The sequence below is a fragment of the Inquilinus limosus MP06 genome (assembly GCF_000767795.1).
Classification (GTDB): domain Bacteria; phylum Pseudomonadota; class Alphaproteobacteria; order DSM-16000; family Inquilinaceae; genus Inquilinus; species Inquilinus limosus_E.
In genome coordinates this window covers 1-6,217 of the sequence record NZ_JANX01000378.1, presented here as the reverse complement: position 1 = coordinate 6,217, position 6,217 = coordinate 1, and the positions used below count along the sequence as shown (strand labels likewise).

Here is a 6,217-nt window from a genome sequence, read left to right as displayed (position 1 = left end):
ACCGCCGGCCGCGCCGACATTCACCCCGCCGCTGTTGTTGCTGCCGGACCCGCTGCCGATCCCGACATTGATGCCGCCGCCATTGCCGGTGGCGCCGCCGCCGACCCCGACATTGATGCCGCCGCCATTGCCGCTGCCGGACCCACCGCCGCCTGTGCCTCCGCCGCCACCCGTGCCTCCGCCGCCACCCGTGCCTCCGCCGCTACCCGTGCCTCCGCCGCCGGACCCACCGCCACCCGTGCCTCCGCCGCCGGACCCACCACCACCCGTGCCTCCGCCACCGGAACCGCCACCTCCGGTTCCGCCGCTACCGGAACCACCCGAGCCGCCGCCGTCGCCACTGCCCGAGGCCGAGCCGCCGGTTGAGCCGGTGCCTGTCCCCGTTCCAGTTCCAGTGCCAGTCCCAGTCCCACTTCCGTCAGGAAGCGAGGCGACATTGACGGCATTGCCGGTCGGCTCGAGGGCGCAGCCCTTGCTGATGACCAACTGCTGCTCGGCCGGCGAGAGCTCGCGGAACGATTCGTTGCAGAGTTCAAACAGGTTGGAGTTCGCTTGCGCCGCCGTCGAGGCGAAGGCGGCGCAAGCCAAGGGAAGCCATAACCTCATGGCGATATCCTCTGAAACAGCTCTGATGTGAAATTTGACTTGAAAAGTCATATATCCATTGGAGCGGCATGAAATATTTACTTTTCAGTAAGCTGGAAAATGTAAGAATCTTTGAAGTCGAGTTTGGTTCGCTGATTATTTTTGGGTGTAGAAATATTTCTGCAGCAGGAAATTTTGTTCAGTGCTCCCAAGCTAAAATGTCCCGCCAGAGCGCGCTTGGCAGGTGCGCGGCTCAGCTCCCGCGGTCCGGCCGAAACGCCTCGTCGATCGGCACCTGCAGGCCGGTGGCCAGGCGGTTGGTCTCGTTGGCCATGCCGACCACGGCCATCAGCTCGCCCAGCATCGCGTCGGTCATGCCGGCCTTGCGCGCCGCCACGCTGTGCGAGGCGATGCAGTAGCCGCAGCCATTGGTGGTGCTGACGGCGAGATACACCATCTCCTTCACCAGCGGGTCCAGCGCGCCGGGGGCCATGACCTCCTTCAGGCTCTCCCAGGTCCGCTTCAGCGTCGGCGGATGCATCGCCAGCGCCTTCCAGAAGTTGTTGACCCGGTCGATCCGGCGGGTGGCCATGATGTCGTCGTAGACGGCGCGCACCTCCGGCGACGCCTCTTCGTATTCGACCAGATCCGATGCCATGGCGGTGCCCTCTGCGATTGCGGTGCGGGCAGGGTGGCACGGCCGCGGCACCGGCGTCACGCCATGGCGGCACGGTCAGGTGGCGGCGCCGTGGTGGTGCGCCAGGCGGCGCAGGCGGAAGGCCAGGATCAGTTGCAGCACGCCGATCACCACGGCCCAGGTGGCGATCAGCCAGACCAGCGACAGCGCCCCGGCGCCGGGGAAGACCAGGGCGTAGGCGCCGAACAGCACCCACAGCGCCCCGGTCAGGGCCAGCAGCCACTCGCCCTCGATCTCATGACGCAGGCGGATGGCGGTGGCGATCTCCATCGCTCCGATCACGATCGCCCAGATGCCGATGATGGTGACCAGCACGATCGCGGTCAGCAGCGGCCATACGGCGGCGACCAGCCCGGCGATCACGCCGGCGAGGCCGAGCAGGGCATAGCCCCAGTTGCGGCCGCGGATGCCGACGACGATGCCCATCACCCCGTCCACCAGCGCATAGGCGGCGTAGAGGATGATCAGCACCGCCAGCGTCATGCCCGGCCACAGCCAAGCCAGGATTCCGAACAGGATGGCGAGGACGCCGCGCAGCGCGATGGCGCCCCAATTGGCGGCGAGGGCGCGAAGGACCGGCAGGTTCTGCATGATCCGTCTCCTGCTGCGCCGGCCAGGGTCGCCGGCCATGCTCAAGAAAATCATCACAATTGCGCAGGTGACAAGCCGGATCGGTCCCGGTTATGGTTCGGTCGCTGTCGACCCCGGCCGCGCGGATTCCGAGTGCGAATCCCGGCGGTTGACTCTGTCCTGCCGATCACTATACTCCGCCCGCTTCGGAGCCGGAAGGCGACCGAAGCGCAAGGCGTTCGCGCGGCCGCTCCGGCCCGCGGGCAGACATGAACCAGCCAACCCGGCGTTGCAGGCCAGGCCCGACAGGGCAGGGCAGCGGCGGCACCGAAGGTGGCAACCGCACAGGAGAGAGACGTGGCACGTATTGCCGGCGTCAATATCCCGACCCAGAAGCGCGTCCTGATCGCGCTCACCTACATCCATGGCATCGGGCGCCACACCGCCCAGACCATCATCGACAAGCTCGGCATCCCGGCCGACCGCCGCGTCAACGAGCTGACCGAAGACGAGATCCTGCGCATCCGCGAGACCATCGACTCCGACTACACGGTCGAGGGCGATCTGCGTCGCGAGATCGCGATGAACATCAAGCGCCTGATGGACCTCGGCTGCTACCGCGGCCTGCGTCACCGCAAGGGCCTGCCGGTCCGCGGCCAGCGCACCCACACCAACGCCCGCACCCGCAAGGGTCCGGCGAAGCCCATCGCGGGCAAGAAGAAGTAATCGGAAGGCGAGCGAACCATGGCCAAGCCAGCAGCTGCCGCCGCGAACGCCCGTCTGCGTCGTCGCGAGCGCAAGAACATCACCTCGGGCGTCGCCCACGTGAACTCGTCCTTCAACAACACGGTGATCACCATCACCGACGCCCAGGGCAACGCCATCGCCTGGTCGTCGGCCGGTGGCATGGGCTTCAAGGGCAGCCGCAAGTCGACTCCCTACGCCGCCCAGGTCGCCGCCGAGGATGCCGGCCGCAAGGCCCAGGAGCACGGCATGCGCGTGCTCGAGATCAACGTGAAGGGCCCCGGCTCCGGCCGTGAGAGCGCGCTGCGCGCCCTGCAGTCGATCGGCTTCCAGATCACCTCGATCCGCGACGTCACGCCGATCCCGCACAACGGCGTCCGTCCGCGCAAGAAGCGCCGCGTCTGAGGCCGGCCCGGCCCGCGCCGCCCCCATCCCTTCGCCGGGACCGGGGCGGCGCGGGCCGCCGCCTTTTTCGCAGCACAGTACCGCCGGCCGATCCGGGACAGGACCAGGTGCCACAGGGTCCAAGCATGGGATCGGAAGGGGGCTCACCCCGCCGGCGTTTCGGCCGTATCCGGCCTTTCGTGGCAGAACAGGATTGAGACGACAGTGCTTCAGCGCAACTGGCAGGAACTGATCAAGCCCAACGCTCTCGACGTCCAGCCGGGCGACGATTCGCAGCGCAAGGCGACCCTGGTCGCCGATCCGCTCGAGCGCGGCTTCGGCCTGACCCTCGGCAACGCCATCCGCCGCGTGCTGCTGTCCTCGCTGCAGGGCGCCGCGGTCACCGCGATCCACATCGACGGCGTGCTGCACGAATTCTCGTCGATCCCGGGCGTCCGCGAGGACGTCACCGACATCGTCCTCAACGTCAAGGCGCTGTCGCTGCGCATGCACGCCGAGGGCCCGAAGAAGATGCGGCTGAACGCCGAAGGCCCGAAGGTGGTCAAGGCCGGCGACATCGTCACCGGGCCGGACATCGAGATCATGGACCCCGAGCTGGTGCTGTGCACCCTCGACGACGGCGCCAAGCTGGCGATGGAGTTCACGGTCAATGTCGGCAAGGGCTACGTCCCGGCCAGCATGAACCGGCCGGAGGACGCGCCGATCGGCCTGATCCCGGTCGACGCCCTGTACAGCCCGATCCGCAAGGTCTCGTACAAGGTCGAGAACACCCGCGTCGGCCAGGTCACCGACTACGACAAGCTGTCGCTGACGATCGAGACCAACGGCGCGGTGACGCCGGAGGATTCGGTGGCCCTGGCCGCCCGCATCCTGCAGGACCAGCTGCAGCTGTTCATCAATTTCGAGGAGCCGTCGCGCGATCACCGCGAGGAGACCTCGGAGGACATGCCGTTCAACCGCAACCTGCTGCGGAAGGTGGACGAGCTCGAGCTCTCGGTGCGCTCGGCCAACTGCCTGAAGAACGACAACATCGTCTATATCGGCGACCTGGTGCAGAAGACCGAGGCGGAGATGCTTCGCACCCCGAACTTCGGCCGCAAGTCGCTGAACGAGATCAAGGAAGTGCTGTCGACCATGGGCCTCCATCTCGGCATGGAGATCCCGAACTGGCCGCCGGAGAACATCGAGGATCTCGCCAAGAAGCTCGAGGAGCCGTTCTGATCGGCTGACGAGTCTGTACCCCGCCGTTCTGTCCCGCACGGGCAGGCGGCGGGTCCCGCCATCGGACCCCCGCGGGGGCCAAGCCATGAGGAGATATCGCCATGCGTCACGGAGTGACCGGACGTCGTTTCAGCCGCACCAGCAGCCACCGCAAGGCGATGTTCGCCAACATGGCGGCGGCGCTGATCACCCATGAGCAGATCAAGACCACCCTGCCGAAGGCGAAGGATCTGCGCCCGATCGTCGAGAAGCTGATCACCCTCGGCAAGAAGGGCGGCCTCGCCAATCGCCGTCTGGCCTATGCCCAGCTGCGCGACGACGACGTGGTGACTAAGCTGTTCTCGGTGATCGCCGAGCGCTACAAGACCCGCGCCGGCGGCTACTCCCGCGTGCTCAAGGCCGGCTTCCGCTACGGCGATGCCGCCCCGATGGCCGTGATCGAGCTGGTCGACCGCGACCGCGACGCCAAGGGCGCCGCCGACAAGGCGCGCGACGCCGAGCTGAAGGCCGCCGCGGCCGAGGCCGAGGGCGCCGAGGGCTGATCGGCCCCACGACGGTGAACGGATCAAGGCCCGGCGCAAGCCGGGCCTTTTTCGTTGCGGATCCCGTCGGTCAATGGCCGCGCTCGGCCCCGCCATTCACCTGGATCACCTGGGCGGTGACATGGGCGGCGCCGGGCGAGGCCAGCCAGGCCACGGCGTCGGCGATGTCGGCCGGCAGCCCGGCGCGGCGGGTCGAGGTCTCGGCGATCAGCGCCGCCTGCCGCTCCGCCGGGAGGCGATCGGAGAAGAACCCGGTGTCGCGGATATAGCCCGGGGCGACGATGTTGACGGTGATGCCGCGCGGGCCAAGGGCCGCGGCGAGGTCGTAGCCATAGGGGTGCAGCGCGGCCTTGGCGGCACCGTAGCAGCCGGCGCCGGAGCCGCGATAGGCGGCGATCGAGCTGACCAGCACCACCCGGCCGCCGGGCGCCCGCAGCCGGTCGCGCAGCCCCTCGGTCAGCAGCACGGCCGACAGCACGTTGCCGGCGAAATTGTCGCTCCAGCGCCGGGCCACCCCGGCCAGCCCGTCGTCGTAATGGCCCGGCGGGGCCTGCAGGATGGCGTTCCCGCCGGCGGCATGCACCAGCGCGTCGACCGCCGGGAAGCGCTGGCCGATCTCTTGGCACAGCGCCTCGACCGTCTCCGGCCGCGACAGGTCGCCCGGCAGCGCCAGCACCGGCGGGGCCGAAGGATGCTCCCGCCCGATCGCCGAGGCCGCGTCCTCCAGCACGGCGGCCCGGCGCCCCAGGATCACCACCTGCTCGCCCTGCCCGGCGAAGCGCTGCGCCACCGCCAGGCCGATGCCCGTGCCGCCGCCGCTGACCACCATCACCCGTGCCATCGATCCACTCTCCCGTTGCGATGAGCGGAAGGTGGCGCCCGGCCTCACATACTTCAAATATGAGATCATGAGGTTCCGATATTTGCTGGATATCATCCCATGATCGAGCTCCGCCTCCTGCGCCAGTTCATCGCCGTGGCCGAGGAGCGGCATGTCCGCCGCGCGGCCGAGCGCCTGGGCATGGCGCAGCCGCCGCTCAGCACCGCGATGAAGCGGCTGGAGGATGTGGTCGGCGCCGCCCTGTTCGACCGCAGCCGCCGCCGGGTGGCGCTGACCCCGGCCGGCACGGCGCTGCTGGAGGAGGCGCGCCGCACCCTGGCCCAGGCCGAGCATGCGGTGGCAGTGGCCCGCCAGGCGGGGCAGGGGCTGACCGGCCTGCTGCGCGTCACCTTCGTCGGCAGCGCCATGTTCGAGCGCCTGCCGCCGCTGTTGAAGGCGCTTCGCGCCCGCCACCCCGGCCTGGCGCTGGACCTGCGCGAGGCGACCACGATGCGGCAGCTGGACGATCTGCGCGGCGGCCGCTGCGACCTCGGCTTCGTCATTCCGCCCCTGCCGGACAGCGAGGGGCTGGAGCGAGGGGCCGGCCTGGTCCGAGCCGATGGTCGCGGTGGT

General features: G+C 68.9%; 9 protein-coding genes. 5 read left to right on the top strand and 4 right to left on the bottom strand.

From position 1 onward, the window contains the following. From P409_RS40895 to P409_RS23465, 3 genes are all read right to left on the bottom strand, one after another. Window positions 1–657 (bottom strand): hypothetical protein (locus tag P409_RS40895; protein WP_238578753.1); only part of this gene is annotated, 657 nt, incomplete at its 3' end. Between the two features lie 181 nt (window positions 658–838). After that, window positions 839–1,243 (bottom strand): carboxymuconolactone decarboxylase family protein, encoded by a 405-nt coding sequence (locus P409_RS23470; RefSeq protein ID WP_034844403.1) that lies wholly within the window; start codon window positions 1,241–1,243, stop codon window positions 839–841. 75 nt (window positions 1,244–1,318) lie between these two features. Further along, window positions 1,319–1,873, bottom strand: coding sequence for an HdeD family acid-resistance protein (locus tag P409_RS23465; protein ID WP_034844401.1), 555 nt, complete (start codon window positions 1,871–1,873; stop codon window positions 1,319–1,321). 336 nt (window positions 1,874–2,209) lie between these two features. Between P409_RS23465 and rpsM the strand changes: the two genes are divergently transcribed. From rpsM to rplQ, 4 genes are all read left to right on the top strand, one after another. Then, window positions 2,210–2,578: a 30S ribosomal protein S13 gene (gene rpsM / locus P409_RS23460; protein ID WP_034844399.1), complete on the top strand. Its 369-nt coding sequence runs from the start codon at window positions 2,210–2,212 to the stop codon at window positions 2,576–2,578. A gap of 18 nt (window positions 2,579–2,596) precedes the next feature. After that, the gene (rpsK, locus tag P409_RS23455) at window positions 2,597–3,001 is read left to right on the top strand and encodes a 30S ribosomal protein S11 (protein WP_034844397.1); all 405 of its coding nucleotides are present in this window, start codon (window positions 2,597–2,599) and stop codon (window positions 2,999–3,001) included. A gap of 204 nt (window positions 3,002–3,205) precedes the next feature. Next, the gene (locus P409_RS23450; protein WP_034844395.1) at window positions 3,206–4,222 is read left to right on the top strand and encodes a DNA-directed RNA polymerase subunit alpha; all 1,017 of its coding nucleotides are present in this window, start codon (window positions 3,206–3,208) and stop codon (window positions 4,220–4,222) included. A gap of 101 nt (window positions 4,223–4,323) precedes the next feature. Beyond that, window positions 4,324–4,764, top strand: a complete 441-nt coding sequence (gene rplQ / locus P409_RS23445; RefSeq protein WP_034844393.1) for a 50S ribosomal protein L17 — start codon at window positions 4,324–4,326, stop codon at window positions 4,762–4,764. A 70-nt stretch (window positions 4,765–4,834) separates the two neighbouring features. Here rplQ and P409_RS23440 read toward each other — a convergent pair whose 3' ends face one another. Then, window positions 4,835–5,605 carry an SDR family NAD(P)-dependent oxidoreductase gene (locus P409_RS23440; RefSeq protein ID WP_034844392.1) on the bottom strand — a complete coding sequence of 257 codons (771 nt, stop codon included), beginning with the start codon at window positions 5,603–5,605 and terminating at the stop codon, window positions 4,835–4,837. Window positions 5,606–5,704: 99 nt separating this feature from the next. Between P409_RS23440 and P409_RS23435 the strand changes: the two genes are divergently transcribed. Continuing rightward, window positions 5,705–6,217: LysR family transcriptional regulator (locus tag P409_RS23435; protein ID WP_152613507.1), on the top strand; the 513-nt coding region annotated here is incomplete at its 3' end.